Annotated in this window: 22 protein-coding genes; 8 read left to right on the forward strand and 14 right to left on the reverse strand. The window is 73.4% G+C overall.

The window, feature by feature from the left end:
- Positions 1 to 43 precede the first annotated feature (43 nt).
- The 5 genes from ACIQD7_RS22145 to ACIQD7_RS22165 form a co-directional block, all read right to left on the reverse strand.
- Positions 44 to 2,905, reverse strand: a complete 2,862-nt coding sequence (locus ACIQD7_RS22145) for an ABC transporter permease (RefSeq protein WP_402443610.1) — start codon at positions 2,903 to 2,905, stop codon at positions 44 to 46.
- Positions 2,902 to 3,636, reverse strand: a complete 735-nt coding sequence (locus ACIQD7_RS22150) for an ABC transporter ATP-binding protein (protein ID WP_121830117.1) — start codon at positions 3,634 to 3,636, stop codon at positions 2,902 to 2,904. Before ACIQD7_RS22150 ends, ACIQD7_RS22145 begins: the two co-directional genes overlap by 4 nt.
- 167 nt (positions 3,637 to 3,803) lie before the next feature.
- Complete coding sequence (locus tag ACIQD7_RS22155) at positions 3,804 to 4,454, reverse strand: PadR family transcriptional regulator (protein WP_402443612.1); 651 nt, start codon at positions 4,452 to 4,454, stop codon at positions 3,804 to 3,806.
- A gap of 96 nt (positions 4,455 to 4,550) precedes the next feature.
- Positions 4,551 to 5,306 (reverse strand): hypothetical protein, encoded by a 756-nt coding sequence (locus ACIQD7_RS22160; RefSeq protein ID WP_402443614.1) that lies wholly within the window; start codon positions 5,304 to 5,306, stop codon positions 4,551 to 4,553.
- A gap of 242 nt (positions 5,307 to 5,548) precedes the next feature.
- Positions 5,549 to 7,186 (reverse strand): protein kinase, encoded by a 1,638-nt coding sequence (locus tag ACIQD7_RS22165; RefSeq protein ID WP_402443616.1) that lies wholly within the window; start codon positions 7,184 to 7,186, stop codon positions 5,549 to 5,551.
- A 264-nt stretch (positions 7,187 to 7,450) separates the two neighbouring features.
- Between ACIQD7_RS22165 and ACIQD7_RS22170 the strand changes: the two genes are divergently transcribed.
- Entirely contained in the window at positions 7,451 to 9,082 is a 1,632-nt protein-coding gene (locus ACIQD7_RS22170; RefSeq protein WP_121830120.1) for a protein kinase domain-containing protein, read from the forward strand.
- A 115-nt stretch (positions 9,083 to 9,197) separates the two neighbouring features.
- Here ACIQD7_RS22170 and ACIQD7_RS22175 read toward each other — a convergent pair whose 3' ends face one another.
- The 3 genes from ACIQD7_RS22175 to ACIQD7_RS22185 form a co-directional block, all read right to left on the reverse strand.
- Positions 9,198 to 10,310 carry a phosphotransferase gene (locus ACIQD7_RS22175; RefSeq protein WP_402443619.1) on the reverse strand — a complete coding sequence of 371 codons (1,113 nt, stop codon included), beginning with the start codon at positions 10,308 to 10,310 and terminating at the stop codon, positions 9,198 to 9,200.
- A 15-nt stretch (positions 10,311 to 10,325) separates the two neighbouring features.
- Positions 10,326 to 10,778 carry a pyridoxamine 5'-phosphate oxidase family protein gene (locus tag ACIQD7_RS22180; protein WP_121830122.1) on the reverse strand — a complete coding sequence of 151 codons (453 nt, stop codon included), beginning with the start codon at positions 10,776 to 10,778 and terminating at the stop codon, positions 10,326 to 10,328.
- 85 nt (positions 10,779 to 10,863) lie between these two features.
- The gene (locus ACIQD7_RS22185; protein ID WP_402443620.1) at positions 10,864 to 11,523 is read right to left on the reverse strand and encodes a response regulator; all 660 of its coding nucleotides are present in this window, start codon (positions 11,521 to 11,523) and stop codon (positions 10,864 to 10,866) included.
- Positions 11,524 to 11,865: 342 nt separating this feature from the next.
- On the opposite strand from ACIQD7_RS22185, the gene pdhA reads away from it, so the two are divergent.
- From pdhA to ACIQD7_RS22210, 5 genes are all read left to right on the forward strand, one after another.
- On the forward strand, positions 11,866 to 13,059 hold the full coding sequence (gene pdhA, locus ACIQD7_RS22190) for a pyruvate dehydrogenase (acetyl-transferring) E1 component subunit alpha (RefSeq protein ID WP_391165827.1): 1,194 nt from the start codon (positions 11,866 to 11,868) through the stop codon (positions 13,057 to 13,059).
- 2 nt (positions 13,060 to 13,061) lie between these two features.
- Positions 13,062 to 14,042, forward strand: coding sequence for an alpha-ketoacid dehydrogenase subunit beta (locus ACIQD7_RS22195; RefSeq protein WP_402443622.1), 981 nt, complete (start codon positions 13,062 to 13,064; stop codon positions 14,040 to 14,042).
- Positions 14,043 to 14,073: 31 nt separating this feature from the next.
- Positions 14,074 to 15,477 (forward strand): dihydrolipoamide acetyltransferase family protein, encoded by a 1,404-nt coding sequence (locus ACIQD7_RS22200; RefSeq protein WP_402443804.1) that lies wholly within the window; start codon positions 14,074 to 14,076, stop codon positions 15,475 to 15,477.
- A 116-nt stretch (positions 15,478 to 15,593) separates the two neighbouring features.
- Positions 15,594 to 16,235, forward strand: a complete 642-nt coding sequence (locus ACIQD7_RS22205; RefSeq protein ID WP_402443624.1) for a GntR family transcriptional regulator — start codon at positions 15,594 to 15,596, stop codon at positions 16,233 to 16,235.
- Positions 16,232 to 17,548 carry a nitrate/nitrite transporter gene (locus tag ACIQD7_RS22210; RefSeq protein ID WP_402443626.1) on the forward strand — a complete coding sequence of 439 codons (1,317 nt, stop codon included), beginning with the start codon at positions 16,232 to 16,234 and terminating at the stop codon, positions 17,546 to 17,548. The genes ACIQD7_RS22205 and ACIQD7_RS22210 overlap by 4 nt, the downstream gene beginning before the upstream one ends.
- 8 nt (positions 17,549 to 17,556) lie before the next feature.
- Here the strand turns inward: ACIQD7_RS22210 and ACIQD7_RS22215 are convergent, their stop codons facing one another.
- A complete protein-coding gene (locus tag ACIQD7_RS22215) occupies positions 17,557 to 18,384 on the reverse strand; it encodes a maleylpyruvate isomerase family mycothiol-dependent enzyme (RefSeq protein ID WP_402443628.1) in 828 nt (275 codons plus the stop codon).
- Between the two features lie 155 nt (positions 18,385 to 18,539).
- Here ACIQD7_RS22215 and ACIQD7_RS22220 point away from each other — a divergent pair, with 155 nt between their 5' ends.
- A complete protein-coding gene (locus ACIQD7_RS22220; protein WP_121832258.1) occupies positions 18,540 to 19,337 on the forward strand; it encodes a carbon-nitrogen family hydrolase in 798 nt (265 codons plus the stop codon).
- Between the two features lie 110 nt (positions 19,338 to 19,447).
- Here ACIQD7_RS22220 and ACIQD7_RS22225 read toward each other — a convergent pair whose 3' ends face one another.
- The 3 genes from ACIQD7_RS22225 to ACIQD7_RS22235 all read right to left on the reverse strand — a co-directional run bounded on the left by ACIQD7_RS22225 (position 19,448) and on the right by ACIQD7_RS22235 (position 22,006).
- On the reverse strand, positions 19,448 to 19,933 hold the full coding sequence (locus ACIQD7_RS22225) for an LURP-one-related/scramblase family protein (RefSeq protein ID WP_121832264.1): 486 nt from the start codon (positions 19,931 to 19,933) through the stop codon (positions 19,448 to 19,450).
- 64 nt (positions 19,934 to 19,997) lie between these two features.
- A complete protein-coding gene (locus tag ACIQD7_RS22230; RefSeq protein ID WP_161372817.1) occupies positions 19,998 to 20,747 on the reverse strand; it encodes a DUF4239 domain-containing protein in 750 nt (249 codons plus the stop codon).
- Between the two features lie 2 nt (positions 20,748 to 20,749).
- Complete coding sequence (locus ACIQD7_RS22235; RefSeq protein ID WP_402443631.1) at positions 20,750 to 22,006, reverse strand: hypothetical protein; 1,257 nt, start codon at positions 22,004 to 22,006, stop codon at positions 20,750 to 20,752.
- 143 nt (positions 22,007 to 22,149) lie between these two features.
- Between ACIQD7_RS22235 and ACIQD7_RS22240 the strand changes: the two genes are divergently transcribed.
- On the forward strand, positions 22,150 to 23,949 hold the full coding sequence (locus ACIQD7_RS22240; RefSeq protein WP_402443633.1) for an NHL domain-containing thioredoxin family protein: 1,800 nt from the start codon (positions 22,150 to 22,152) through the stop codon (positions 23,947 to 23,949).
- Here ACIQD7_RS22240 and ACIQD7_RS22245 read toward each other — a convergent pair.
- Both ACIQD7_RS22245 and ACIQD7_RS22250 read right to left on the reverse strand, forming a co-directional pair.
- Positions 23,946 to 24,290: a hypothetical protein gene (locus ACIQD7_RS22245; RefSeq protein WP_402443635.1), complete on the reverse strand. Its 345-nt coding sequence runs from the start codon at positions 24,288 to 24,290 to the stop codon at positions 23,946 to 23,948. The two genes, ACIQD7_RS22240 and ACIQD7_RS22245, sit on opposite strands and share 4 nt — an antisense overlap.
- A 61-nt stretch (positions 24,291 to 24,351) precedes the next feature.
- A complete protein-coding gene (locus ACIQD7_RS22250) occupies positions 24,352 to 25,659 on the reverse strand; it encodes a M18 family aminopeptidase (protein WP_402443636.1) in 1,308 nt (435 codons plus the stop codon).
- Positions 25,660 to 25,781 lie beyond the last annotated feature (122 nt).

Here is a 25,781-nt window from a genome sequence, read left to right on the forward strand (position 1 = left end):
TGATCCACCCTCGTACAGGGGCACAGATGGGCGACGAAGACCGTCAGGTCGCCGCGCGCCGGGCCAGCGCGCCGCGCGAGCGGGTCACGAGGGCGGCGAGCAGGGCCGCGCCCAGCGGGACGGCGACGAGCAGGAGGCCCAGGGTCTCCCACGGGACGACGATCGGCAGGTCCGGCGGCGCCGTGTCGGCGCTCCAGCCCTCGGCGACGCTCATCTCGTGGTAGCGGAGCCGGTCGCGCTCCTCGGTGAGCCGGAGCCCCACGGCGGGCAGCAGCCCGGCCGCCGAGCCGAGGACCACGCCCATCGCGGCGACGACTCCGCACTGGAAGCCGCTGAGCGTACGGCGGACCCGGGGCGGGGCGCCCACGGCGGCGAGCGTCTTCAGATCGGCCTCGGCGTCGGCCTGGGCGAGCCCGGTGGCGATGCCGGCGGCGCCGATGGTGACGAGGCCCGCGAAGATCGCCAGGGAGAGCAGGACGATCCCGTACTCGTTGACGAAACCCTCCTCCACGTGCAGGTCCACGCTGCTGCCGAGCTTGGCGAGCTCGCCGTCGAGCTTCTGCCGCTGCTCGCCGTCCGCGAGCCGGTCGGTGGCGGCGTACACGCCCAGCGGCACGGTGGAGAGACCGGCGGCCTTGGCCGTGGCCGGGGTGATCAGGGCCTGGAGCCCGTAGGAGTTCTTGTCGCCGGGCACCAGGTAGGCGGGCACGGAGCTGACCTTCCCGGGCACGGGCCGGCCTTCCTCCATGGCCTTGTCGGCGGCGGCGGTGTCGGTGATCTGCTTGAGCCCGACGGTGCCGTTCTTGTCGATCTGGGCCCGGTCGAAGGTGACGACTTTGCCGTCGGCGAGGGCCTTCACGGCCCCGGGGTCGTCGACGCCGAGGACCTGGAGGACCTTGGCGTCACCGACGAGCAGGCCGCCGTCGACGTAGATCCCGGCGTGGAAGGACTCCTTGCAGCGCCAGTCGTCGGTGATCAGCTTCCGCCGCTGGTCGGGCGTGAACCGCTCCGCGGGGTCGCCGCCGCCCGGCAGCGACACGTACAGCGGGCACTCGTTCGCCGGGGGCACGACGACCTCGAAGCGGCCGCAGCCCGCGTCGTCGCCCCACGGGGGGCAGCCGGGCCTGCCGACCGAGACGCGGTCGACATCGGCGCGCAGCTCGACGGGCAGGTACCGCTGGATGGCCTCGCGGACCGCCGGGACGTCCCGGCCGCCCTCTTCCCGGACGAAGGCGGCGGCGGCGCCGTACGGCAGCTTGGGCTCGTACGAGGCCCTGTTCTCGGCCTCCCGGCTCGCCATGTACGTGGAGACGGCGACCGTTCCCGCGACGGCGGCGAGGACGGCGGCGACGGCCGGAGCCGTACGGCCCCGGTTGCGGACGGCGTCCCGCAGCGCGAGGCGCGGCGAGAGCGGGAGCCAGCGTCCGCTGCGGCCGAACAGGCCCACCAGGGCCGGGGTCATCGCGACGACACCCAGCTCGGCCAGGGCGGAGCCGGCCGCCACCACGGCGACCTGCTCGGTGACGAGGGAGCCGAAGAGGGCGACGGACCCGCCGAGCAGCAGGGCCACGAGACCGATCACCGGCAGGACCCGGTTGCTGCGGCGGACACCGCGCCGGCCGGTGAGCGAGGAGAGGACGCTCTGCCGGGAGGCGGTGACGGCCGGGACGATCGCGGCGAGCAGACCGGTCAGGACCGCGAGCAGCGCGATGACCAGGATTTCGAGCGGCCGGACGTCGAAGGCGCCGAACCGCTGGCCCATCGCCTGTTCGAGGAGCGGCTGGAGCGCCAGGGTCAGGACCACGGCGAGCACGGTGCCGACGACGGCCGCCGCGACGCCGATGACCAGACCGCCGCTCAGCACGATCGCCCGGATGTGGCTGCGGGCACCGCCGTTGGCACCGACCAGACCGAGCTGGCGGCGTGAGCGGCGGGCGCCGACCGCGAAGGCGGGACCGGCGAGGAGGCAGATCTCCAGCATCGCCAGGCCCACGACGGTCGCGACCGCGGCGAGTTCGGCGGCCCGGTCCGCGCTCCCGGCCTCGTAGGTGCCCCAGCCGTCCTTCTGGTAGAGCGGGACGTCGGCGTCGGCGGGCGGGGAGAGCAGCACGGCGCGCGAGGCGACGAGAACGCCCTTGGTGTTGATCTCCTGGACCGTGTTCCACGTGAAACCACCGGGCTTCCGCACCAGGTACGACACGGAGGAGTCCGGGGCCGACAGACCGGCCTTCTCGGCGGCCTTCCCGTACGGGGCGAGGAAGGCGCCGGGGAGCGCGTTGACCTGATCCGTCTTGAGCGAGTCGGGAAGTTCGTAGGAGCCGACGATGCGATACGGACGCTCGAAGTTGCGAGCGGAAAGGGTCGAGCCGATCGACAGACCGCTGGTCTCCAGGAAGTGCGAGGTCGCCATGATCTCGTCGTTCTTCTCCGGGTAACGCCCTTCCAGGAGCGGCATGATGCCCCGGGCGACGGGGTCGGACGCCTTCAGCTCGCGCACCTCGGTCATCAGCAGACCGTGGGACGTGGTCAGCTTCGCCGATCCGACGCGGTCCGTGAGGACGGTGGAACCCGCCGGGAAGGTCTTGGTGACGTCGGTGGGGCCCGACGGCCACCGCTCGTCGTCCTCCTTCCTGGCCGGCGCGCTCATCTCACCGGCCGGGTCCTGGAGGATCGGCACGCCGGCCATGTCGGCGTCCCGGAAGCGGGCGTCGGCCGCGCCGATCGTCCGGTCCAGCTTCTCGGCGGGGGACAGCTCCGCGCTGCGGAAGGTCAGGTCGAAGGCGCTGACGCCCAGGATGGGCAGGGCGATCATCGCGAGGACGAGGGCGCTGCGGCCCTTGGCGCGCCAGGCGTCACGGCGGGCTATGCGGATCGCGGCCCGCCAGGAGTGGAACCAGGTCTTCACGCTTCCGCCACCCGGCCCGAGAGGAGGGAGTCGGCCTCGCTGCGCACGGTCTGGTCGACGATGGCGCCGTCCCGCAGGAACACGACGCGGTCGGCCCAGGCGGCGAACCGCGGCTCGTGGGTGACGAGGACGCCGGCGGCGCCCGCGTCGCAGCGGGAGCGGAGCAGGGCGAGGACGGACTCGCCGGTCTCGGAGTCGAGGGCGCCGGTCGGCTCGTCGGCGAGGACCAGCCGGCGGTCGCCGACCAGGGCGCGGGCGATGGCCACGCGCTGCTGCTGGCCACCGGACATCTCGTCGGGGAACCGGTCGGCGAGGTGGCCGAGGGACATCTCCTCCAGGGCGGCGAGGGCCTCGACGCGCGCCTTGCGGGCGGAGGTCCCGTCCAGCTCGCGGGGCAGGGCCACGTTCTCGGCGGCGGTGAGGGCCGGGATGAGGTTGTAGTCCTGGAAGACGTAGCCGATGCTGCGGCGGCGCAGGGCCGCGAGCTGCTTGATGCCGACCTTGGTGATGTCGGTGTTCTCGACGATCACCGCGCCCGAGGTGGGGGAGTCCAGGCCGCCCGCGATGGTGAGCAGGGTGGACTTGCCGGATCCCGAGGGGCCCATGACGGCGACGAGCTCACCGGGGTACACGGCGAGGTCGATGCCGCGCAGGGCGTGCACCTCGGTGGCGCCCGAGCCGTGGACCCGGGTCAGGTTCTTCAGTTGCAGCACGGGCTGCTGTGCGGACATGGAAGGGTTCCCCCCTTGGGCGTGCCGGGCGGTCGGCCGGGCACGGAGCGTGCGGTGGAAGGTGGTGCGTCAGAGGTTCGGAGGTGGAGCGGAGGTCGTGCGGAAGCGGTGCGGAGGTGAGGTGAGATACGGAAGGGGCGCGGGCGGTCGGCCTCCGCGCCCCGGTGTCACGGGCGGGCGGCGTCCGCGCGAGCCGGGACGTCCTGGGCGTCCTGCGAGGCCGGGGTGTCCTGCGCGCCCGGGGCGTCCTGTGCGTCCGGGGCCGACCGCGCGGTCGCCGAGAGGCGGATCAGCCGGGACTCGCAGTGGTCCAGCCAGCGCGCCTCGGCCTCCGTCTGGAAGATCAGCTGCTCCAGGACGAGCAGCCAGGCCACGTCGTCCCGCTCCCGCGCCCCGCCGCTCTCGACGGCCAGGAGCGCCTGGGCCTTGAGCCGGGTGTAGTCCTGCATCGCCCGCACGGTGTGCCGGCGCTGGGACTGGATGACGTCGCGGATGTCGACGCTCGGCGCGCCCACCGCCATGGCGAGCTTGATGGCCAGCTCGTCACGGGCGGGGCTGGTGCGGTCCACCGGCTTCTCGAACCAGGCCCGCAGCTCGGCACGGCCGTCGTCGGTGATCGTGTAGAGCGTGTGCCCGGCCCCGTCCTCGCCGCCCTGCCGGACCATGCCGTCGCGCTCCAGACGGCCGAGGGTCGTATAGACCTGGCCGACGTTGAGGGGCCAGGTGGAGCCGGTGCGGGACTCGAACTCCGTACGGAGCTGAGAGCCGTAGCGCGGGCCGCGTTCGAGGAGGGCGAGGAGCCCGTGGCGGATCGACATACTCAGTATGTATACCGGGTATGCAGCGGCGGACAACCGACCTGAGGGGGAAGCCGGAGGTCCCACTCAAGGGGGACCCCGGTCCTTCGCGCCGGCTCAGCGGCGCCGCATCCGAAGCCCCAGGAAGCCGATTCCGAGCCCCACCAGAGCGAGGCCCACGCCCAGGGTCAGCACGGGAACCCGCTGGTGGGCGAGGTCGGGAGCGGCCTCGCCGTCCGCCCGGGGCGCGACGGCGGGCAGGCTGGCGGGCGCGGCCTCGGGCGGCAGGGCCTCCTCCTCGGGTACGGCTCCGATCCCCTCCTCCTCGTCCTCCCAGGGGTCCGCTTCCGTAGCGGTTTCGGTACGGGAGGAGCTTTCCGAGGGAGGCGGGGCGGTCTCGGTGCGGCCGGGCCGGAGCCGGCCCTCGGCGGCGGGCCGGCCCGCGAGGGAGGCGGAGGGCTCCGGCGCGGGGGCACCGGAGGGCCCGGTCTGCGCGACCGGAGAGACCGCGCCGGAACCGGCGGGAGCGGGAGCCGGCGCGGGCCCGGGCGGGACGATGCCCCCGGTCCGCCCCGGCGCGACGGAGACGGGAGCGGGGGCCGGCGCGGAGACAGAGGAGGATGCGGGGGCGGACGGCGGGGCGGTCGCGGAGGGCGGACCCGAAGGGGGCTTGGAGGACGTCGAGGGAGCCGGGGGCGCCGCCGGGGTGGTACCGGGGGGCGTGGACGCCGGTGCCGTGGCGCTCGCCGTGGCCGCGGGAGGCTCCGCCGCGTGCGCGAGGGGTGCGGCGCACAGGGCGCAGGCGCAGAGGAACGCGCAGGTGAGCGCGGGGCGCAGGGCTCGCGCCCGCGCCCTGCGGAGTACTGGAGTCACCGGGTGACCCCCTCCCGTACCGAGCCGCCGAGGTGTTCGACCCAGCGTCACATGTCGGGACGAAACCGGCATCCGGTAGGCCGCCGGTAGGCGACCGGCAGGCCTCCGGAGGGGGTGGACAGAGAGCGCCGGTATCTACTTGCCCACCGCTCTACTCGCCCGCCCGCCTGTCCACCGCCCGCCCGTCCACCGCCCTACCGCTCCACCGCCCTACCGCTCCACCGCCCTACCGCTCCACCGCTCTACTGCGGCGGGTTGCCCGTCGAGATCTGGAGCGTGAACTCCGCGTCCTTGGCGGTGATGTCCGTACCGGACGGCGGGTACTGCTCCAGGACCGTGCCCTCGCCGTACGTGGACTCGTCCACCGGGGTCTCGACCTTGATCTTCCACCCGGCCGCCTGGACGCAGTCCTTCACCGACTGGATGTTCCGGTACTTGAAGTTGGGCACCTCGAACTTCTCGGGGTCGTCGCTCGACTCCCTCGGCTGGGTGCACTTCTTCGCGTCGATGGTCTTGGTCAGGTCGGGGCCCTTGTGGCCCGGCGCCGCCGTCTGGGTCTGCTGGGTGCCGGTGCCTCCGGTGCCGCCGGCCTGCGGGTCCTTCGGGTCGTCCTTGTCGAGGTTGAGCGCCACGAGCAGGCCGCCGATCGCGAGCACGGCGACCGCGATCGCGCCCACGAGTACCGGGGTGTTCCGCCGGGAGCCGCCGCCCGCCGGGGCGGGCACGTGCTGCGCCTGGGTGTACGGCGCCGGCGTCGGGGCCTGGGCGTACGGCGCGGGCGTCGGGGCCTGCTGCGGGTAGCCGTACGTCGGGGCGGGCGCCGGGGTCACGGGGCCGTACGGGCCCGGCTGCGGCGTCGGCGCCATGTACTGCTGCACGCCGTGCGGACCGGAGTGCGGACCGGGCGGCGGGGTCTGGCCGACCGGCGGGAAGACGGCGGAGCCGACGCCCGAGCCGCTGCTGACCGGACCGCCCGCGACGATCACGGGGGCGCCGGTCTGCCCGGCCGACAGGACCCGCAGGCACTCGTCGCGCATCGCCGCCGCGCTCGGGAACCGCTCGTTCGGGTTCTTCCGGAGCGCGCGGGCGACGAGCGCGTCCATCGCCGGCGTCACCGAACGGTTGACGGAGGACGGGGCGACCGGCTCCTCCTGCACGTGCGCGTACGCGATGGCGAGCGGGGAGTCGGCGTCGAAGGGGAGACGGCCGGTGAGGAGCTGGAAGAGCATGATGCCGACCGAGTAGAGGTCGGAGCGGGCGTCCACCGCGCGGCCGAGGGCCTGCTCGGGGGAGAGGTACTGCGGGGTGCCGACGACCATGCCGGTCTGCGTCATCGAGGTGACCCCCGACTGCATGGCCCGCGCGATGCCGAAGTCCATGACCTTGACCACGCCGCGCTTGGTCGTCATCACGTTGCCCGGCTTGATGTCGCGGTGGACCAGGCCCATCTCGTGGCTGACGTCGAGGGCGGCGAGCACGTCGGCCGTGACCTTCAGCGCCTTGTCGGCCGGCATCGCGCCGTACTGCCGCACGTCGGAGGCGAGGACCGCGCCGAGCGGCTGCCCCTCCACGTACTCCATGACGATGTACGGCATGACGGCGCCGTCGAGGGTGTCCTCGCCGGTGTCGAAGACCGAGACGATGTTGGTGTGGGAGAGCTTCGCGACGGCCTGCGCCTCGCGCCGGAACCGCTCGCGGAAGGACTGCTCCCGGCCCAGCTCCGTGTGCAGCGTCTTGATGGCGACCTGCCGGTCGAGGGCGGTGTCGTACGCCAGGTACACCGACGCCATGCCGCCCTCGCCGAGAAGATCGCGCAGCTGGTACCGGCCGCCCGCGACCGAACCGCCCGCGTAGCGGCCCTGTGCGCCGTCCTGGCTCATCTGTGCTTCCCCCTACGCGCGCGTGGCGGCGTCGTTCCCGGATTTTCCCGGCCAAGTCTGCCCCAGGGCGGTGACACGTCAAGCCGGGTGCCCGTTACGTGACCCTCCGCACAGGAAGCGTTTCCGAACCGGTGCGGGAATGCGTCGAATTTGCACAGGTGTACGTGAACGGGATTGGATGGCCGGTCCATCTCGGACCGTGATGTCGTACGGAGCCTGTAGCGTGACGACTGGACACGGCACGACAGACGACGGCGAGGACTGATGGCACCCGAATCCGGAGCAGGCGGCGGCGTGCCGGACTCGTCGGCGGAGTCCTGGGGCGTCGGCGGAGTCGTCGGCGACGGGCGCTACCGCCTGACGCACCGTCTGGGACGCGGCGGCATGGCCGAGGTGTTCGCGGCGGAGGACGTACGGCTCGGCCGCACCGTGGCGGTCAAGCTGCTGCGCGCCGACCTCGCCGAGGACCCGGTCTCCAAGGCCCGCTTCACGCGCGAGGCGCAGTCCGTCGCCGGTCTCAACCACCACGCGATCGTCGCCGTGTACGACTCCGGCGAGGACCTGGTGGCCGGCCGCCCCGTGCCGTACATCGTGATGGAGCTGGTCGAGGGCCGCACCATCCGCGACCTGCTGCTGAGCGCCGAGGCGCCCGGCCCCGAGCAGGCCCTGATCATCGTCTCCGGGGTCCTGGAGGCGCTGGCCTACTCGCACCAGCACGGCATCGTGCACCGCGACATCAAGCCGGCGAACGTGATCATCACCCACAGCGGTGCGGTGAAGGTCATGGACTTCGGCATCGCCCGCGCCCTGCACGGCGCGCAGTCGACGATGACCCAGACCGGCATGGTCATGGGCACGCCGCAGTACCTCTCCCCCGAGCAGGCGCTCGGCAAGGCCGTCGACCACCGCTCCGACCTGTACGCGACGGGCTGCCTCCTCTACGAACTCCTCTCGCTGCGTCCCCCGTTCACCGGCGAGACGCCGCTGTCCGTCGTGTACCAGCACGTCCAGGACGTGCCGGTCCCGCCGTCCGACGTGACCGGGTCCGTGCCGCCGGAGCTGGACGGCCTGGTGATGCGCTCGCTCGCGAAGGACCCGGACGACCGGTTCCAGAGCGCCGAGGAGATGCGCGGGCTCATCCAGTACGCCCTCCAGATGCTCCAGCAGCAGGGCGGCTACACCGGCACGTGGAACACCGGTCCGATCGAGGTCCACGAGGGCGGGCGCACCCCGGCCGGCGGCGTGGCCGCGACGACCGCGATGGGCCACCCGATGCACGGCGAGACCGCGCAGGGACCGATCCTGCCGCCGGTGAACCCCGACGACGGCGGGTTCGGCGGCTACGACGGCGGTACGGGCGGCAGCGGCGGCTACGGCCAGGGCGGCTCGTACGGGTCGCAGGGCGGCGGTGGCGGCCGGGGCAAGGTGTGGCTGTTCGCCGCGCTCGCGCTGGTCGCGGTGGTCGCCGGGGTCGCGTTCGCCCTCAGCAAGGCGGGCGGGAACGGCGGCGGCACCACGGAGGACAAGACGCCGACCGTCACCACCTCGCCCTCGGTGACGGCCTCGGAGGAGCCCCCGCCCTCGGAGCAGCCCACCCAGGACCAGACGCAGGACCCGGGCACGTCCAACGGCGGGTCGACCCAGCAGCCGTGGACCGAGCAGCCGACGCGGCAGCCGGACTGGCCCACGGGCACGCCGACCACCGAGACCCCGACCGAGCCGGCCACCACGCCGCCGGTCGAGCCCACGGGCACGCCCACGAAGACGACCGCGCCGCCGACCCGTCCCACGACGCCTCCGGTCACCGAGCCTACCGGCGACCCCTCCGGGGGCACCGACGGCGGCGACGACGGCGATCCGGGCACCCAGCCGCCGGCCACCGGCGAAACCGGCTGACACGGGGCTCCGCCGCCACGGAGACCGCCCTCCGACACGGAGAGCCCCTGAGACACGGGGACCTTCCGACACGGAGCCCCTCTGACACGGGGGCTCCGCCGGGCGCCCGTCGCGGTCACCCCGCGAAGGCCTCCCGGACCGCCTCGTACTCGCGGGTCCACCAGACCGCCAGGGCCGACACCGCGGGGAACTGCGCGTCGGCCCTCCGGTCGTGCAGCTGGTAGCGCCAGCGCAGGGTCCAGAAGTCGTTGAGCCGCTCCCACCACACCCGGTGCGCCGCCGCCGCCAGCTCGGCGCCGTCGGCGCCCGTCGCCCGCCGGTACGCGCGCGCGTAGGCCCGCACCTTCCCCAGGGGCAGCTCGCCCCCGGGCCGTACGAAGAAGATGGCGGCGGCCCGGACCGCCTCCTCGGCCCTCGGGCGGCGGCCGAGCCGGTCCCAGTCGACGATCGCGGCGGGTTCCGCGCCCCGGTAGAGCAGGTTCAGCGGGTGGAAGTCGCCGTGCACCCAGCCGGCGGCCGAGGCGGCCGGGGGCCGGTGGTGGGCGTGCCGGGCGAGCAGCCCGCGGCGCTCCCTGAGCCGGTGCTCGGCGAGCGCGTCGAAGCTGTCGCGGGGGCGGTGCGCGCGGACGAGGCGGATCAGCTCGTCGATGGCCCGGAAGGTGTCCTGGGGGTCCGCGCTCGCGCACGCGCCCGCGTCCGTCCCGCCGGGACCGCCGGCCTCCGGGTCGTCCATCACCCGGTCGAGCGCGGTGTGGACCTGCCCGAGGAGGGTGCCGAGGCGGCGGCAGCCGCCGGTGGAGAGCTGGCCGCCGTCCCGGTGCCGACCCTCGACCCAGGGGTGCAGGGCGTAGCAGTGACCGCCGATGACGGCGACCGTGCGGCCCCGGGCGTCGGCAAGCGGCGGGGCGACGGGCAGGCCCAGGGCGTGCAGGCGGTGGGTGGCCCGGTGCTGGCGGGCGACGGTGGCCCGGTCGGCGGTGGCGGCGTCCAGGTGCTGCTTGAGGAAGTAGGTGCCGCGGGTGGTGGTGAGCCGGAAACCGCGGTTGAGCAGCCCCTCGGTGACCGGCACGCAGTCCAGCGCCTCCCCGGCGTGCCGGTGCCGCCGCAGCAGCGCGTCGACGGGCGGGGCGCCGACGGGCCGGACGCCGCCCGGGCGGGGGGCGGTGGGCCGGGAGCGTGCGGGCGGTGCGCAGGTCGGCGGGGTGAGGGTTTCAGATGAGCGCGGCACCCGCCAGATGTTAGATCACGCTACGTGGTGAAGGTGTCGCCGTACGGAACGGGCCGCGGGCCGCGTGCTCCGCGACTCGCTCGGGTAGTCGAGCGCGTGCACCGTCACGAACTGGGGTTCGATCCGCAGGTAGACGGGGACGAAGGGCTCGCCGTCCACCAGCTCCGGCTCGGGCCCGAAGGCCGCGCGCTCCTCCCGGGTCGGCTCGACGACCCGCGCGGTGCCGCTGAACTGCACGGACCAGATGTGCTCGGCCCCCGAGCCGAAGTTGTCCGCGCCGTACGCGACGACACCGCCGTTGCAGGCGCGGTGGTAGCCGAGCCCCTCGTGCATCCGCAGCAGCACCCGGCCGTCGACCACGACGTGGCGGGCCGGGGCGACGAAGGGCATCGCCCTCATGCTCGTCGCCACCCGGCCGTACGACACGCGGTTCAGCAGCTCGATGGCGCGGATCTCGTCGGTGGACATGTCCTCCACCCTCCGTCACCACCGCGCGTCCGGAAAAGGGGCCCCCGCCCCCTCGCGGGGGGACGTAGGTCCCGAAGCGGACCGGTCAGCGCTTCTCGGCCTGCATCCGCGCCACGTACGCCGCGGCCTGCGAGCGCCGCTCCATGCCCAGCTTCGACAGCAGGCTGGAGACGTAGTTCTTGATGGTCTTCTCCGCGAGGTGGAGCCGCTCGCCGATGGCCCGGTTGGTCAGGCCCTCGCCGATCAGGTCCAGGATCCTGCGCTCCTGCTCCGTCAGATGGGCGAGCTTGTCGTCACCCTTGGGGGCGTTCCCGTCGCGCAGCCGCTCCAGGACCCGGGCGGTCGCCACCGGGTCGAGCAGCGACTTGCCGGCCGCCACGTCCCGCACCGCGCTCAGCAGCTCGTTTCCCCGGATGGCCTTGAGGACGTAGCCCGAGGCGCCGGCCATGATCGCGTCGAAGAGGGCCTCGTCGTCCGCGAAGGAGGTCAGCATCAGGCACTTGATGTCCTCGTTCTGCGAGCGGATCTCCCGGCACACCTCGACCCCGCTGCCGTCCGGCAGCCGGACGTCGAGCACCGCGACGTCCGGACGGGTCGCGGGGATCCTGACCAGCGCGTCCGCCGCCGTTCCGGCCTCGCCGACGACCTCGATGTCCGCCTCCACGGAGAGCAGCTCGTGGACGCCGCGCCGGACGACTTCGTGGTCGTCCAGCAGGAATACCGTGATTTTTCCATCTTCGCGCACGCTGTCAGTCTCACATATTGGCTCTTCCCGCGCCCGGGGTGCGCGGGATAACGTGCCGCTTGTTCCGGCGGCCCTCCAGGCCGTTGCCGACGCGCTGACCAGCCGCTGTTCCCCCTTTTCTCGATTTACTTGGAAATCCAAGCAAAATCGCAGGTCAAGAGGGGTTTCGCGGGAATGCCGCGCTGTGGGTAACGTGCCTATGACAGGGCGCTCGCCGGGGCACTTGTCACGCCCGACCCCGGCCGCGTCGCACCCACCCCGTGCGAAGGGTACGGACAAGGCGGAGAGCCGCACTGGCCTCACCGGCGAACCCGGGGGCCGGACCGACGGAGGAGCACGCACGTGACCGTGGAGAGCACTGCCGCGCGCAAGACGACGCGACGCAGCAGCGGCACCAAGCGCACCGCAAGCGCGAGCCCGAGCACCACCAAGAAGACGAGCACGCGCGCCGCGGCGGGAGCGACGGAGCCCGAGCTCGTCCAGCTCCTGACGCCCGAAGGGGAGCGCGTCCAGCATCCCGACTACGACATCGACCTGAGCGGCGAGGAGCTGCGCGGCCTCTACCGCGACATGGTCCTCACCCGTCGCTTCGACTCCGAGGCCACCTCCCTCCAGCGCCAGGGCGAGCTGGGCCTGTGGGCCTCGCTCCTCGGCCAGGAGGCCGCCCAGATCGGTTCGGGCCGCGCCCTGCGCGACGACGACTACGTCTTCCCGACCTACCGCGAGCACGGCGTCGCCTGGTGTCGCGGGGTCGACCCGACGAACCTCCTCGGCATGTTCCGCGGCGTGAACAACGGCGGCTGGGATCCGAACAGCAACAATTTCCACCTGTACACGATCGTCCTCGGCTCGCAGACCCTGCACGCCACCGGTTATGCCATGGGCATCACCAAGGACGGCGCGGACTCCGCCGTGATCGCCTACTTCGGCGACGGCGCCTCCAGCCAGGGCGACGTCAACGAGTCGTTCGTCTTCTCCGCGGTCTACAACGCCCCGGTCGTCTTCTTCTGCCAGAACAACCAGTGGGCCATTTCCGAGCCCATCGAGAAGCAGACCCGCGTCCCGCTCTACCAGCGCGCCCAGGGCTTCGGCTTCCCCGGCGTCCGGGTCGACGGCAACGACGTCCTGGCCTGCCTCGCGGTCACCCGCTCCGCCCTGGAGCGCGCCCGCCGCGGCGAGGGCCCGACGCTCATCGAGGCGTTCACCTACCGGATGGCCGCCCACACCACGTCCGACGACCCGACCCGCTACCGCCGCGACGCGGAGCGCGAGGCGTGGGAGGCCAAGGACCCGATCCTGCGCCTGAAGGCCTACCTGGAGAACGAGGGCCACGCCGACGCGGCCTTCTTCGAGGAGCTGGAGGCGGAGAGCGAGACCCTGGGCAAGCACGTCCGCGAGGTCGTCCGCGCCATGCCCGTACCGGAGCACATGGCGATGTTCGACAACGTGTACGCGGACGGGCACGCGCTCGTCGACGAGGAACGCGCGCAGTTCGCCGCCTACCAGGCGTCCTTCGCGAACGGAGAGGCCGAGTAACCATGGCTGTTCAGAAGCTCCCCCTCGCGAAGGCGCTCAACGAGTCGCTGCGCACGGCCCTGGAGACCGACCCCAAGGTCGTCGTCATGGGCCTGGACGTCGGCAAGCTCGGCGGCGTCTTCCGGATCACCGACGGCCTGCAGAAGGACTTCGGCGAGGACCGGGTCGTCGACACCCCGCTCGCCGAGTCCGGCATCGTCGGCACCGCGATCGGCCTCGCCCTGCGCGGCTACCGGCCGGTCGTGGAGATCCAGTTCGACGGCTTCGTCTTCCCCGCGTACGACCAGATCGTCACGCAGCTCGCGAAGATGCGGGCCCGCTCGCTCGGCGCGGTCAAGGTGCCGGTCGTCATCCGCATCCCGTACGGCGGCGGCATCGGCGCCGTCGAGCACCACTCCGAGTCCCCCGAGTCGCTCTTCGCGCACGTCGCGGGCCTCAAGGTCGTCACTCCCGCGACCCCCTCGGACGGCTACTGGATGCTCCAGCAGGCGATCCAGAGCGACGACCCGGTCGTCTTCTTCGAGCCCAAGCGCCGCTACTGGGACAAGGGCGAGGTCGACACCGAGGCCATCCCCGGCGAGCTGCACAAGGCCCGGGTCGCCCGCGAGGGCACGGACCTCACCCTCGTCGCCTACGGCCCGATGGTGAAGACCTGTCTGGAGGCGGCCTCGGCCGCCGCCGAGGAGGGCCGGTCGATCGAGGTCGTGGACCTGCGCTCGATCTCCCCGATCGACTTCGACACCGTCCAGGCCTCGGTCGAGAAGACCCGCCGCCTGGTCGTCGTCCACGAGGCCCCGGTCTTCTTCGGCTCCGGCGCGGAGATCGCCGCCCGGATCACCGAGCGCTGCTTCTACCACCTGGAGGCCCCCGTCCTGCGGGTCGGCGGCTACCACGCGCCGTACCCGCCGGCGCGCCTGGAGGAGGAGTACCTGCCGGGTCTCGACCGCGTGCTCGACGCCGTCGACCGCTCGCTGGCGTACTGAGGAGAGCACCGTGACGATCCGCGAATTCAAGATGCCCGACGTGGGCGAGGGCCTCACCGAGGCCGAGATCCTCAAGTGGTACGTCCAGCCGGGCGACACCGTCACCGACGGACAGGTCGTGTGCGAGGTCGAGACGGCCAAGGCGGCCGTCGAGCTGCCGATCCCGTTCGACGGCACGGTCCACGAGCTGTGCTTCCCCGAGGGGACGACGGTCGACGTCGGCCAGGTCATCATCTCGGTGAACGTCGGCGGCGGCGCGCCCCCCGCCCCGGCGGCCCCGGTCACCGAGTCCGTCGCGGCCCAGGCCGTGCCGGCGGAGCCGGTGGCGGAGGAGGGCGAGCCGCAGGGCCGCCAGCCGGTCCTCGTCGGCTACGGCGTGGCCGCCAGCTCCACCAAGCGGCGCCCCCGCAAGGCGGCCGGGGACGTGGCCCCGGCCGCTCCCGCACCGCAGGCGCCCGCCGTCGTCTCCGTACCGGAGCAGCTCAACGGGCACGCGGCGGGGGCCGGTCGGCCGCTGGCCAAGCCGCCGGTCCGGAAGCTCGCCAAGGACCTCGGCGTCGACCTGGCGACGGTCGTCCCGACCGGCCCGGACGGCGTCATCACCCGTGAGGACGTCCACGCGGCCGCCGCCCCGGCGCCCGCACCGGCCGTCGAGACCCCGGCTCCGGCCCCGGCCCAGGCCCCGGCGCCCGCAGCGGCCCCGGCCGCCGCGCCCGCGGCGGAGACGTCCGGCGCCCGGGAGACCCGCGTCCCCATCAAGGGCGTGCGGAAGGCCACGGCGGCGGCGATGGTCGGCTCGGCCTTCACCGCCCCGCACGTCACCGAGTTCGTGACCTTCGACATCACGCGCACGATGAAGCTGGTCGAGGAGCTGAAGTCCGACAAGGACATGGCGGGCCTGCGGGTCAACCCGCTGCTCCTCATCGCCAAGGCGATCCTGGTCGCGATCCGGCGCAACCCGGAGATCAACGCGGCCTGGGACGAGGCGGCGCAGGAGATCGTCCTCAAGCACTACGTGAACCTGGGCATCGCCGCGGCCACCCCGCGCGGTCTGATCGTGCCGAACATCAAGGACGCGCACGCCCAGACCCTGCCCGAGCTCTCGAAGTCGCTGAGCGAGCTGGTCGCCACGGCCCGCGAGGGGAAGACGACCCCGGCGGCGATGCAGGGCGGCACCTTCACCATCACCAACGTCGGAGTCTTCGGCGTCGACACCGGTACGCCCATCCTGAACCCCGGCGAGTCCGCGATCCTCGCGGTCGGCGCGATCAAGCTCCAGCCGTGGGTCCACAAGGGCAAGGTGAAGCCGCGTCAGGTCACCACCCTGGCCCTCTCCTTCGACCACCGCCTGGTCGACGGCGAACTCGGCTCCAAGTTCCTGGCGGACGTCGCCGCGATCCTGGAGCAGCCGAAGCGGCTGATCACCTGGGCGTGACGCGTAGCGCCCGGTACGCGTGGTTTCACGTGAAACCGGCATGAACGGCCAGAGAGCCCCGTCCACGATGCGGACGGGGCTCTCTGTTGCACCCCTGTTGTATCTATGCTGTGTTCATGCCTTCAGCTCCCCCCGCCGCCGACCGCGTCTACATGCACGTCAAGCAGGCCGTACTCGACCGGCGCTACGCGGGGGGCACCCTCCTGACCGAGGGCGAACTCGCCACGGCCGTGGGGGTGTCGCGGACCCCCGTCCGCGAGGCGCTGCTCAAGCTGGAGATGGAGGGGCTGCTCAAGCTCTACCCGAAGAAGGGCGCCCTCGTCCTCGCCGTCTCCGCGCAGGAGATCGCCGATGTCGTCGAGACCCGGCTCCTCGTCGAGGAGTTCGCCGTCCGCCGGGCCGTGCCCGCCCCCGCCGCGCTGATCACCCGCCTCGAAGAACTCCTGGAGGAGCAGAAGCGGCGGGCCGAGGCCGGGGACCTCGCGGAGGTCGCCGTCACCGACCGCTGCTTCCACGCCGAGATCGTCCAGCACGCCGGCAACCAGATCCTCGCCCGGCTCTACGACCAGCTCCGCGACCGCCAGTTGCGCATGGGCGTCGCCGTGATGCAGTCCCAGCCCGACCGCGTCGCCAAGAACATCACCGAGCACGCCGAGATCCTCGACCGCATCAAGGCCGGCGACGCCGAGGGCGCCGCGCACTGCGTCCGCCAGCACCTCAGCTGGGTCAAGGTCCTGGTCCGGGGTGAGGACCGGTGAGCAACCGCAACGGATACGGCTCCGCCGTCACCCTCCCCGGCGACCCGCCCGGCGGCCGCCGCGCCGCCCTCGTCTGGGGCGTCGGCGTCGCCGTCTACTTCGTCGCCGTCATCTTCCGCACCTCGCTCGGCGTCGCCGGACTCGACGCCGCCGAACGCTTCGACGTCAACGCCTCCGCCCTCTCCACCTTCTCCATCCTCCAACTGCTCGTCTACGCGGGGATGCAGATACCCGTCGGCCTCATGGTCGACCGCCTCGGCACCAAGAAGGTCCTGGTCCTCGGCGTCGTCCTCTTCACCGTCGGCCAGCTCGGCTTCGCGCTCTCCCCGTCGTACGGCACGGCCCTCGCCTCCCGCGCGCTCCTCGGCTGCGGCGACGCCATGACCTTCATCAGTGTCCTGCGGCTCGGCAGCCGCTGGTTCCCCGCCCGGCGCGGCCCGCTCATCGGCCAGGTCGCCGCCCTCTTCGGCATGGCCGGGAACCTGGTCTCCACCGTCTTCATCGCCCGCGCCCTGCACGGCCTCGGCTGGACCGCCACCTTCGTCGGCAGCTCCTTCGCCGGCGTCCTCGTCCTCGTCCTGCTGCTGCTCTTCCTCAAGGACCACCCCGAGGGGTACGAGCCCCAGCCCGCCGCACACGCGGGCGCCGCCTACGTCCGCCGCCAGATCGCCGAGTCCTGGCGCGAGCCCGGCACCCGGCTCGGCATGTGGGTGCACTTCACCACCCAGTTCCCGGCCATGGTCTTCCTGCTCCTGTGGGGACTGCCCTACCTGGTCGAGGCGCAGGGCCTCTCGCGGTCCACCGCCGGGACGCTGCTCACCCTGGTCGTGCTCTCGAACATGGTCGTCGGCCTCGCGTACGGGCAGATCATCGCCCGCCACCACGCGGCCCGCGCCCCGCTCGCCCTCGGCACGGTCGCGGCCACCGCCCTGCTGTGGGCGTCCACCCTCGCGTACCCCGGCGACCACGCCCCGATGTGGCTGCTCGTCACCCTCTGCCTGGTCCTCGGCGCCTGCGGACCGGCCTCGATGATCGGCTTCGACTTCGCCCGCCCGGCGAACCCGCCGGAGCGTCAGGGGACCGCCTCCGGAATCGTCAACATGGGTGGTTTCGTCGCCTCGATGACGACGCTGCTCGCCGTCGGCGTGCTGCTCGACGCGACCGGGGACGACTACCGGATCGCGTTCTCCTCGGTCTTCGTCCTGGAAGCCCTCGGCGTCGTGCAGATTTTGCGCCTCAAGGCCCGCACCCACCGCCGCGAACGGGAACGGCTCGTCGCCAGCCGCGTGGAGGCCGTGCACGTACCCGTGTAGGGGGCGGGTCAGCGGGGCGTCACCGCGAAGTTGTCGAGGATCGCCCACGCCAGCCGCTCGTCGCCCTCCACCTTGATCCGGTCGGCCGCGTCGGCCGCCCGGACCCGGCCGCAGGCCAGCCGCACGTACGTCTCCCAGTCCGTCGCGAGCGTCACCGCCGGGCCGAGCGAGGGCGCGCCGTCGATCGACCCGCGCCCCTCCGCGTCCACCCGCACCGTCCGCAGGAACTCCACCGGACCGGTCACGTCGAACACCACCGCCGAGGACGCCGGCGCGCCCGCGTCCTTGGCGACCACCTTCGGCAGCGCCTCCAGGAGCACGTCCCGGACCACGTGCGCCCCGGGCGAGTCCAGGTTCCCCGGCACCCCGAGCGCCGTCCGCAGGTCCTGCTCGTGCACCCACACGTCGAAGGCCCGCATCCGGTAGGCCGCTTCCAGGGTCTGCTCGGCGCCCAGCGGGGCGCGGATCAGATGGTCGGGGGAGCGGTTCTCGTTGCGGAGCTGACGGGCCCGGCGGATCAGGATGTACTCCAGCTCCGAGGTCATCTCCGGCGCCGTGTGGTGCCGCCGCACATCGACCTGGACCTCCATGTAGCGCGCGAAGTCACTGCGCACGTGGTAGAGGTCGCGCGGCAGCGAGTGGATCGGCCGGGGGTCGCCGAGCATCTCCGTCTCCATGCCGATGACGTGGGACACGATGTCCCGCACCGACCAGCCCGGGCAGGGGGTCCGCCGGTTCCACTCGCCCTCCACGAGCGGCTGCACCAGCTCGGCTATCGCCTCGATGGAGTGGGTCCAGGCGTCGGCGTGGTTCTGGAGGCTGGGATGGACGGTCACGGGACCCCTCGGCGGTTCTTCGGTGCGCGGGCTGAAAACACGACTGGGTGGGAGGCTCGGACGCTAAGTTACGCTGCCCGAAGGCACCCCGGCAGTGCTTTCGTGTGACGATCGTAGGCCGGTGTTGACGGCTCGAATGCCAGGACGGTGGTAGTGTGCGCGCCTCGCTGATCCAGATCGCGGTAGACCCGGACGAACCGGTCGACGCTCGTCGCGCCCGCGCGGCCCGCCTCGTACGGGAGGAATCCGGCCGCGCCGACCTCGTCGTCCTCCCCGAACTGTGGACCGTCGGCGCCTTCGCGTCCGACCTCTTCGCCGCCGAGTCCGAGCCGCTGAACGGCCCCACGCACCGGGCGATGGCCGGGGCCGCGCGGGACGCCGGGGTCTGGCTGCACGCCGGCTCCTTCGTCGAGGCGGAGGCCGGCGCCCTCTACAACACCTCGCTCGTCCTCTCCCCCGACGGCGAACTCGCCGCCTCCTACCGGAAGATCCACCGCTTCGGCTTCGACAAGGGCGAGGCGGTGCTCATGGCCGCCGGGGAGGACCTGGTCACCGTCGACCTGCCGCACCTCACCGTCGGCGTCGGCACCTGCTACGACCTGCGCTTCCCCGAGCTGTTCCGCGGTCTGGTCGACGCGGGCGCCCAGGCCTTCGTCGTCCCGGCCGGCTGGCCCGCCCGCCGCCGCGCCCACTGGACCCTCCTGGCCCGGGCCCGCGCGGTCGAGAACCAGGCGTACGTACTGGCCTGCGGCACCGCGGGCACCCACGCGGGCATCGAGCAGGCCGGGCACTCGATCGTCGTCGACCCCTGGGGCGAGACCCTCGCGGAGGCCGGCCCCGGCGAGGAGGTCCTGCGCGTCGAGCTCGACCCCGGCCGGGTCGCCACGACCCGCGAGGAGTTCCCGGCCCTCAAGGACCGGGTCCTGGGCGTCAGGCCGCCGAAGCGGACCTGAGGACGTAGACGGGGGCCTCCCGCGCGGGGCCGGGGCGTACGTCGAGGACCTGTGGACGGACCTGGCCCAGGCCCTGGACCAGGCCCTGAAGGAGGCCTCCTGACGGGAGGTCAGTCCTCTCGCTCCGCCATCCGGATCACGCACACCGCCACCGCGACCATCAGGGCGGCGTCGGCATCCTCCCGGACCACGTTCACCGCGTACGTGTCGCGGACGCGGAACCACTGCCGGGAGACGTGGACCAGCAGCTCGCCCTCGTACTCGACGGTGAACTCCCGGTCCAGGATCCGGCCGCTGACGTCCAGCTCCGTGCCCTCGACCAGCGTCACCCGGTAGTGGTTGCGCAGCAGCGAGAGCCGCTTGCGGCGGACGGTCGCCAGCGGCCGCTCGTCCCGCTCGATCGTCATCGCGTCCCGCAGGCTGAACATCTTCTGCCGCAGGGTGATCAGGACCCGCCCGTCGGGGTCCTTCAGCTCCAGGGTGTCGCGCAGCCGCATGGCCTTGCCGTCGGCGAGGAAGGCGTGGCGGCCGTCCTCGTCCTCGATCCAGTAGTCGTCGCCGATCGCGAAGATCTTGTCCCGTACGAGATATTTCACCCGGTTACTCCTGCCCGGTCGGCGCCGCTTCTCACGCGAAGCGGCGTTCTCACCCGAAGCGTTCTCACCCGAAGTAGCGGGTGAACGCGTCCGGACCCGCCCCGAGCATCTCCCCGAACGGCGAGTCGAGCTGATGGATCAGCAGCACCGTGAAGGCGATGAACCCGGACAGGCCCATCACCATCACCACGTGGGTCGTGCTCCGCTTGATCCCGAAGAGGAACATGAACGCGAGCGTCAGCACGCCGCCGATCAGCAGCCCCGTCCACAGCACGGGCGAGAGCCGCTCCTGCGCCGCCGCCTCCCGGCCGCGCCGCGCGTCGTCGACGTAACCGAGCTGGGCCAGCAGCTCCTGGGCCGCGATCTGCTCGGACACCCGGTCGGAGCGGGTCACCTCGCCCGCCCGCCGCAGCTGGTCGAGCAGCGTCCAGCCCGAGGCGTCGAGCGGCTCGCGGCCGACCATCGCGGGCCACTCGACGTCCACGACGTGGCTCGCGTACGTCCGGGCCGCGTCGCGCACCGGCTGCCGCTGGGCGAGCGGGAGCGCGTCCGCGAGCAGGTACGTCTGGTGCAGGGCGCTCGCCTCGGCCTGGACGTGGTCGGCGGCGGCGGACCGCGTCTCCCAGACGGAGACCAGGCAGAGGCCGAGGACGACGGCGTAGAGGACCGACACCATCATGGCGATGTACTCGGCCACGTCCTCGCGCGGCTCCTCGTCCTCCCCGACCGGGAAGAGCCTGGTCTTGGCGAAGACGGAGAGGGCGGCGACGAACGCGACCCCGAGGACGACGACGAGGGTTTCGAGCAGGGCCACGGTCACTTCCTCCGGCTGCCGAGGAGCGCGGCGGCGACGGCCGCCGGGATCAGGAGCAACAGCAACGTCGTGGCCACCCCGAACTCCGCCGCCTCCCGGCCCCGCCGCCGCACCCGCCCGAGGAACCCCTCGTCGTCGACCCCGGCGGCGCGCCGGAGGCCTGGGGGAGGGGCGGGCGGTACGGCTCCGGGGGACACGGAGGACGGCGGTACGGCTCCGGGCGGCACGGCCCCCGGGGGTACGGCTCCGGGGGCGGCGCCCGCGCCGGGAGCGGCGGGGGCCGCGGGCCGCCCGGCCGCATCCGTACCCGTCCCCGTACCCGTCCCCGTACCCGTATCCGTACGCGCGAGGGCCCCGGGAGCCCCCGGCGCGGGTGCGGCCCCGGCCCCCGCCGAAGCCCCGGCGGCCCCCGCCGAAGACCCCGCAGCAGGGGCCCCGGGCGCCGGGGTCCTCGGAACAGGCGCCACCGGCGCCTCCCGCACCACGAAGACGGCCGAGGCCCCCGCCGTGAGCACCGGGGCCGTGACCCGCTCGCCCCCGGTCCCGAGCGTGGTCGCCCGGTCGCTCCCGGAGGCGCGGCCGGCGCTCCGGTAGGTCCCCGGGCGGAGCCGTACGGTCGTCCGGCAGAAGGCGGAGGTGTCCGGGGCGAGGACGGCCACGGTCCCGCCCCGCCCCCCGCAGTCGGGCGCCCCGGGCGCGAGGGCGAGCCCGGGGTCCTCGACCCGCACCGTGTAGAGGGGGAGGTTCCCCCGGTTGGTGACGGTGTACGTCACGATGGCCGAGGCCCCGCCCCCGCCCGTCCCCGGGGTGGCGACCACCACCTCCTCGGTGAGGCCCAGCGCCCCCGCGACCCCGGCGTACCCGGCGCGGGCGGTCGCGGTGAGCCGGGTGCGGAGGGCGGGGACGTCGCCCTCGGCCCGTACGGGATGCACGTGCCTGCCCGCCACGGCCCGGAAGCGGGCCGTGCACTCCGCCTCCTCGGCCGCGGGGAGCACCGCGGGGCACCGCACGGACCCGGCGGGGGCGCCGGGATCGAGGACCCGCACCCGGTGCAGGTCCGCCTCGCTCACGTTCAGCAGCCGGTACCGCTTCACGACCCACGTCCCGACGCGCACCTCGGGCGGCCGGACGTCGCTGTCGGCCCGGCCGTTCACGGTCACGGACAGCCGCAGGTTTCCGTCGCCGACCCCGCCGGCCCACCCGGAGCCCTCCAGGAGGGCGGACGCGAGCAGCACCGCCACGAGTAACCCGGCACTCACCCGAAAGCCGGAATAGTCAGATGATCTGCCCACGTGCTCCATGTCCGCCATGCTGACCGGCCCCCACCCCGGAACCCGCCCCCGGACACGCCCGCCGCCCCCGCCCGACCCCCACTTTCCACCCGTACGGCACCCTTGGATCCATGAACGATCCCGCGCCCACCCCCGCGCCCCGACGTGCCCGTGTCCGCGCCCCCGAGCTGATCGGCAAGGGCGGCTGGCTGAACACCGGCGGAGAAGAACTCACCCTCGCCGACCTGCGGGGGAAGATCGTCCTCCTCGACTTCTGGACCTTCTGCTGCGTCAACTGCCTGCACGTCCTCGACGAGCTGCGCGACCTGGAGGAGAAGCACCGCGACACCCTGGTGATCGTCGGGGTGCACTCGCCGAAGTTCGTGCACGAGGCCGAGCACCAGGCCGTGGTGGACGCCGTCGAGCGGTACGAGGTGCACCACCCCGTCCTGGACGACCCGGAGCTCGCGACCTGGAAGCAGTACGCCGTGCGCGCCTGGCCGACGCTCGTCGTGATCGACCCCGAGGGGTACGTCGTCGCCCAGCACGCGGGCGAGGGCCACGCCAACGCGATCCGGACCCTGGTCGAGGAGCTGGAGGCCGAGCACGGCGCCAAGGGGACGCTGCGGCGCGGCGACGGGCCGTACGTGCCGCCGGAGCCCGCCGCCACCGACCTGCGCTTCCCCGGCAAGGCGATCGCGCTCCCGTCCGGGAACCTCCTGGTCTCCGACACCACCCGGCACCAGCTCGTCGAGCTGGCGGCGGACGGCGAGACCGTGGTGCGCCGCATCGGCGAGGGCGTCTTCCGCGAGCCGCAGGGCCTCGCGCCGCTGCCCGACGGCAGGGTCGTCGTCGCGGACACGGTGAACCACTCCCTGCGCACGTACGACCCGGAGAGCGGCGCGATCGAGCGGATCGCCGGCACCGGCAGGCAGTGGTGGCAGGGCTCCCCGACCTCGGGCCCCGCCCTGGAGGTCGACCTGTCCTCGCCGTGGGACGTCGCCTGGTGGCAGGGCAAGGTGTGGATCGCCATGGCCGGCGTCCACCAGCTGTGGACGTACGACCCGGAGACCGGGACCGTGGAGGTCGCGGCCGGCACCACGAACGAGGGCCTGGTCGACGGCCCCGCCGCCGAGGCCTGGTTCGCGCAGCCCTCCGGCCTCGCGGCCGCCGGCGACCGGCTGTGGATCGCGGACTCCGAGACCAGCGCGCTGCGCTGGATCGACGCGGACGGCGTCGTGCGCACTGCCGTCGGCACCGGCCTCTTCGACTTCGGCCACCGCGACGGCGACGCCGGCCAGGCGCTCTTCCAGCACCCGCTGGGCGTGACCGCCCTGCCCGACGGCTCGGTCGCCGTCAGCGACACGTACAACCACGCCCTGCGCCGCTACGACCCCGCCACCGGCGAGGTCACCACCCTCGCCACCGATCTGCGCGAGCCGAGCGACGCGGTCCTGGTCGACGGGGACATCGTGGTCGTCGAGTCCGCCCGGCACCGGCTGACCCGGCTGCGGCTGCCCGAGGAGGCCGTCCGGGTCGAGGCGGTCGCCCACCGCACCCGGCGCGAGGCCACCGAGGTCGCCCCCGGCCGCCTCCGCCTCGACGTCGTCTTCCGCGCCCCGACCGGCCAGAAGCTGGACGAGCGCTACGGCCCCTCGACCCGGCTCCTGGTCTCCTCGACCCCGCCGGAGCTGCTCCTCGGCGGCGAGGGCACGGGCACGGACCTCTTCCGCGAGCTCGACCTGAACCCGGAGCTCACCGAGGGCGTCCTGCACGTCTCCGCGATGGCCGCCTCCTGCGACGACGACCCGGCCAACGAGTACCCGGCCTGCCACGTCCACCAGCAGGACTGGGGCGTCCCGGTGAAGGTCACGGACGCGGGCGCCTCCCGGCTCCCGCTGATCCTGGCGGGCATGGACGAGGCCGTCTAGCGCACGAGCCCCTGGTTCCTGGACGGGCGCCCCGCGGCCCCGTCCAGGCAGCCCGCCACCCAGGCGGCCGGGTCGTGGACGGCCCGGTCGCCGCCCATGCCGTCCCGCTCCATCCGCACGCACTCCCCGGCGATCAGCGCCTTCGTCCGCGACCCGTCCACGTCGTACCCGCGGATCCGGGAGGCCAGGACGAAGCCGCCCTCGTACGCGATGTCCGTGCCCCACGGCGGCCGGTCGTCGTACTCCCCGATCAGCAGCCCCGCCCCGGTCAGGGCGGCGAGCACGCCGACGACGGCGAACGGGACGAACTTCCGCGGCGGCGGACCCTCATGACGGTGCATGGGGGCGAGCCTGCCGGGCGGGACCTTTCGCGGATGTTTCGCCCGCGGCCCCGCCCCGGCCTCAGCCCTCCAGGAACGCCACCAGCGCGTTCGCGAGCAGGTACGGGTCCTGCGCGCCGCACAGTTCGCGGGCGCTGTGCATGGAGAGGATCGCGACGCCGATGTCCACGGTGCTGATGCCGTGGCGGGCGGCCGTGATCGGGCCGATCGTGGTGCCGCAGGGCATGTCGTTGTTGGAGACGAAGGACTGCCAGGGCACGCCCGCCTTCTCGCAGGCGGCGGCGAAGACGGCCCGGCCGCTGCCGTCGGTGGCGTAGCGCTGGTTGACGTTCACCTTGAGGATCGGGCCGCCGTTGACGCGCGGGTGGTGCGTCGGGTCGTGCCGCTCCGCGTAGTTGGGGTGGACCGCGTGGCCGGTGTCGGAGGAGAGGCAGACGGTGCCGGCGAAGGCGCGCGCCCGGTCCTCGTAGGAGCCGCCCCGGGCGTACACCGAGCGCTCCAGGACGTTGCCGAGCAGGGGGCCCTGGGCGCCGGTGTCGGCCTCGGAGCCGTTCTCCTCGTGGTCGAAGGCGGCGAGGACCGGGATGTACGGCAGGTCGTCGCGGCCCGCGAGGGAGGCGAGCGCGGCGGCGCCCGCGTGCACGGACAGCAGGTTGTCCATGCGCGGCCCGGCCAGCAGCTCGCGGTCGCGGCCCAGGTAGGCGGGGGCCTCCACGGCGTGGACCATCAGGTCCCAGCCGGTGACGTCCTCGGCGTCGATCCCGGCCTCGGCGGCGACGAAGGAGATCAGGTCGCCCTCGTGGACGTCCCCGATGCCCCAGACGGGCTGCATGTGGCGCTGGCGGTCGAGCTTCAGGCCGTCGTTGGCCTGCCGGTCCAGGTGGATGGCGAGCTGCGGGACGCGCAGCAGCGGCCGGTCCACGTTCACCAGGCGGTGGCTGCCGTCGCGGAGGGTGAGACGGCCCGCGAGGCCGAGGTCGCGGTCGAGCCAGGTGTTGAGGAGGGTGCCGCCGTAGACCTCGACGGCGACCTGCCGCCAGCCCTGCGACCCCAGGTCGGGGCGCGGCTTCACGCGCAGGTTGGGGGAGTCGGTGTGCGCGCCGACGATCCGGTACGGGGTGTGGGCGGCGGCGCCCTCCGGCACGTACCAGGCGATGATCGCGCCGCCGCGCACCACGTACTTCCCGCCGCTCGTCGCGTCCCAGGCGGCGGTCTCCTCGACCCGGCGGAAACCGGCCTTCTCCAGTCGCTCCGCCGCGTTCGCCACCGCGTGGTACGGCGAGGGGGAGGCCGACAGGAAGGCCATGAGGTCGTCGGTGTGCCCGCGGTCGAAGGGGCCGGCGGTGGGACGGGAGGCTGCGCTGCTCATGGGGTTCACCTTACGCAGGGTCCGGGACGCGGGGACGGGGCCCCGGAGGAGCACCGGGGGGCAACGGGAGGGGCCGGAAGGGCAGGAACGGCGGGACGGCGCGCACCAAGCGCACACCAAGC

The sequence above is a fragment of the Streptomyces sp. NPDC093071 genome (genome assembly GCF_044754545.1).
Classification (GTDB): domain Bacteria; phylum Actinomycetota; class Actinomycetes; order Streptomycetales; family Streptomycetaceae; genus Streptomyces.